Origin of the sequence: Streptomyces sp. NPDC059003 (genome assembly GCF_042740445.1) — a bacterium.
In the GTDB taxonomy this organism is placed as follows: Bacteria; Actinomycetota; Actinomycetes; order Streptomycetales; family Streptomycetaceae; genus Streptomyces.
On the sequence record NZ_JBHYJH010000388.1, the window covers coordinates 1 to 3,141 of the forward strand.

4 protein-coding genes are annotated in these 3,141 nt (G+C 75.2%); 3 read left to right on the plus strand and 1 reads right to left on the minus strand.

Annotation, left to right across the window (positions count from 1 at the left end):
• Positions 1 to 73 precede the first annotated feature (73 nt).
• Positions 74 to 805: an SDR family NAD(P)-dependent oxidoreductase gene (locus ACFWZ5_RS45860; protein ID WP_384893175.1), complete on the plus strand. Its 732-nt coding sequence runs from the start codon at positions 74 to 76 to the stop codon at positions 803 to 805.
• Positions 806 to 817: 12 nt separating this feature from the next.
• A complete protein-coding gene (locus tag ACFWZ5_RS45865) occupies positions 818 to 1,411 on the plus strand; it encodes a GNAT family N-acetyltransferase (protein ID WP_384893178.1) in 594 nt (197 codons plus the stop codon).
• Between the two features lie 7 nt (positions 1,412 to 1,418).
• Here the strand turns inward: ACFWZ5_RS45865 and ACFWZ5_RS45870 are convergent, their stop codons facing one another.
• Entirely contained in the window at positions 1,419 to 2,390 is a 972-nt protein-coding gene (locus tag ACFWZ5_RS45870; protein WP_384806851.1) for a hypothetical protein, read from the minus strand.
• A 155-nt stretch (positions 2,391 to 2,545) separates the two neighbouring features.
• On the opposite strand from ACFWZ5_RS45870, the gene ACFWZ5_RS45875 reads away from it, so the two are divergent.
• Positions 2,546 to 3,073 carry a YybH family protein gene (locus tag ACFWZ5_RS45875; RefSeq protein ID WP_384806854.1) on the plus strand — a complete coding sequence of 176 codons (528 nt, stop codon included), beginning with the start codon at positions 2,546 to 2,548 and terminating at the stop codon, positions 3,071 to 3,073.
• Positions 3,074 to 3,141: the final 68 nt, after the last annotated feature.

Here is a 3,141-nt window from a genome sequence, read left to right on the forward strand (position 1 = left end):
GGGCTCGCCCCGGGCCCCGCCGGCGTCCCCTCGTAGACTGCGGCCACAAGATCCTCAAGGCCGGAGGTCCTTCATGACGCAGCAGGTAACCGTGGTCACCGGCGGCAGCCGCGGCATCGGCGCCGCCGTCGCGCTACGGCTCGCGCAGGACGGCCACGACATAGCCCTCGGCTACCGGTCCGACGCGGACGCGGCGGAGAAAGCGGCAGAGGCTGTGCGCGCCACCGGGCGCCGGTGCGTCACCGTCGCGCTCGACACGGCCGACGAGGCCGACGTCGACCGGCTCTTCGAGACGGCGGCCGCCGCACTCGGCCCGGTCACGGGCCTGGTGAACAACGCGGGCGTCAGCGGCCCGAACGGCCCCCTCGCGGAGGCGGACGCCGAGGGCATGCGCCGCGCCATCGACGTGAACGTCCTCGGCTATCTGCTCTGCGCCCGCCGCGCGGTCCGCGACATGACCCGCACCGGCGGCGGCGCGATCGTGAACATCTCGTCGGCCGCCGCGACCCTCGGCAGCCCCGGCCAGTACGTCCACTACGCCGCCACCAAGGCCGCCGTCGACGCCATGACCGTCGGCCTCGGCAAGGAGGTCGCGCCCCTCGGCATCCGCGTCAACTGCGTGGCCCCCGGCATCATCTGGACCGAGTTCCACGAGGACCCCGAGCGCCCGGCGAAGCTCGCCGGCGTCATCCCGATGGGCCGCTCGGGCCGCCCCGAGGAGATCACCGGCGCCGTCTCCTGGCTCCTGTCGGACGACGCCTCGTACACGACCGGCGCGGTGCTCCGCGTCGCGGGCGGGATGTAGGGGGAGCGGACCGTGGAACTCCGTACCGTTCGGCTCACCGACGACATCGTCCTGCGCCCGGCGACCACCGCGGACGCCGGGGCCCTCGCCCGCGCCTACGACCACAGCCGCGACCACCTCGGCCCGTGGGAACCGGTGCGCCCGCCCGAGTTCTTCACGGCGGCCGGCCAGCTGGCCGGACTCCAGGTGTACGAGCAGGAGCGCGCGGAGGGGCTGCGGGCGCGCTGGCTGCTGTGGGACGAGTCCGCGCCGGGGGCGGGCGAGGGCGGCGGGCCCGTCGTCGCGGGCGGCATCACGCTCTCCAACATCGCGGGCGGCCCCTTCCGCAGCGCCAACCTCGGCTACTGGATGCACGTGGCGTACGCCGGACGCGGCATCGCCACCAGCGCCGTGACCGCGGTGTGCGCCGCGGCCGACGCCGACCTGGGGCTGCACCGTCTGGAGGCGGGCACCCTCCTGCACAACGCGGCCTCGCAGCGCGTGCTCGCCAAGTGCGGCTTCAAGGAGTTCGGCCTCGCCCCCTCCTATCTGCACATCAACGGCGCCTGGCGCGACCACCGGCTCTTCCAGCGGCTCCTCAACGACCGCGCCCCCGCCGCGAACTGAGTATCCGTCAGCCGCCGAACAGCACGTCGCCCTGCGCGCTGCGCCGGTAGCGCACCACCTGCCGGTCCCGCTCCCTGAGGACCAGGCCGGTGCGGTGCAGGACGCCCAGGTGGTACGAGACGGTGGCGGGCGCCAGGCAGTGGCGGGCGGCGAGTTCGCCGGTGGTGCGCGGCGCGGTGAGGTCGCCGAGGAGCGCGGCCCTGCTCTCGCCGAGCAGCCGCCCCACGCCCGGGCGCCGCGGCCGGTCCGCCGCGCCGCCGAGGCCCACCGCGGGATAGCCGAGCACCGCGTTGCCCGGCTCGGCGAGCTGCGCGCTGACCTGCGGCCAGCTCGCGGCCATCGGCGTGAGGACGAGCTCCGCGTCGCGGTACTCGATCGTCTCGTCGTAGTTCTTACGGACCGTCAGACGCCCCCCGGCCCAGGTGATGTCGGGGTGCAGCGACCTGAGCAGGTGCCCGACGCCGTACGTGGCGATCTCCCCGGCGCGGGCGGCCACGTCGGCGTCGAGAACCGACCGCAGACCGCTCCAGCCGTCGGCGACGGCGTCCTGCCAGAACTTCCGCAGACCGTCCGCGGCCCGCTCGGCGAAGGTCCCGGCCTCCACCGCGGTCAGGACGTCGCCCGGCACCGGACCGCCCAGGAACCGCACCGCGCACACCTGGAACGCGGCCTCCTCCTCCGGCGTCGCGTCGACGGCCTCGAGCTGCTCGGCGAACGTCCGTGCCGCGGGGCCCGCCCGGGGTTTGGGCGTCAGGAGGTCCGGCATGTAGGTGGGCCCGCCCGGCACGGGCAGGCACCGCGCGACGAGCGCGACGTCGGGGTCGCGCAGCGCCCAGCGGGCGGCCGCGCCCGGGTCGCCGAACACCGGATGCCGCCCGCCCGTCACCGCGTACCGCAGCCACCCGACGGCTTCGAGCGCGGGCGAAGGAGCGAGCCGGACCCTGCCGAGGGACTCCGCGTCCAAGTGCGCGTGGATCACGCCTCCGGAGCGTAGCCCCGGGCAGGGGGCCGCCCGCCACGCGAGACTCGGCCATTCGAACGTCGTCGAATTCCTCCCTCCCTTGCCCCGGGCGGGAGTTGGCTGGTCCCGACGGAGGACCGGAGAGCGCCGAGCGGGGTGAAAGGGGACGTGCCATGGTGCGCAAGGGGAGGAAGGTCATGCTGTCCGTGCTGCTGTGCGGGGCCGCGGCCGTGGCGACGACGGCGGGTGCGGCGGCGACCGGCCGGGGCGCGGCGGCCGGGCAGGAGCGGTCCGGCTCGGGCACCGAGGCCTCCGGCGCCGAAGTCCGGCGCTGTGCCGCGCAGTTCGGGTCCGCGGTACGGGCGTACGTGGACGCGACGCGCGACCGGGACACGGAGCGGTACGAGCGCCTGGTGCACGACGGCTACACGATCGTCTTCGCCGACGGTGAGGTCCGTGAGGGCAAGGCGGACTCCATGGAGTTCATCAGGGAGTTCTTCGCCGACACCGGCTGGAACCAGACGTTCCAGGAGACGCGCCGGGTGGTCTCGGGCTGCCGCACCGGCTTCGTGCTCTTCGACTCGGTGTACACCAGGCCCGCCGACGGCTACCGGGCGCACCTGGTGATCGGGCTCAGCTTCACCAGGGAGCACGGCCGCTGGCTCGTCCTGCACGACCAGAACAGCCGCCTGGCCGACTGACACCGGACCGCGGCGCCGGGGCGCGGCGCGTCGCGGGGGGCGCGCGCGGGCCCCGACGCACGCGCAGA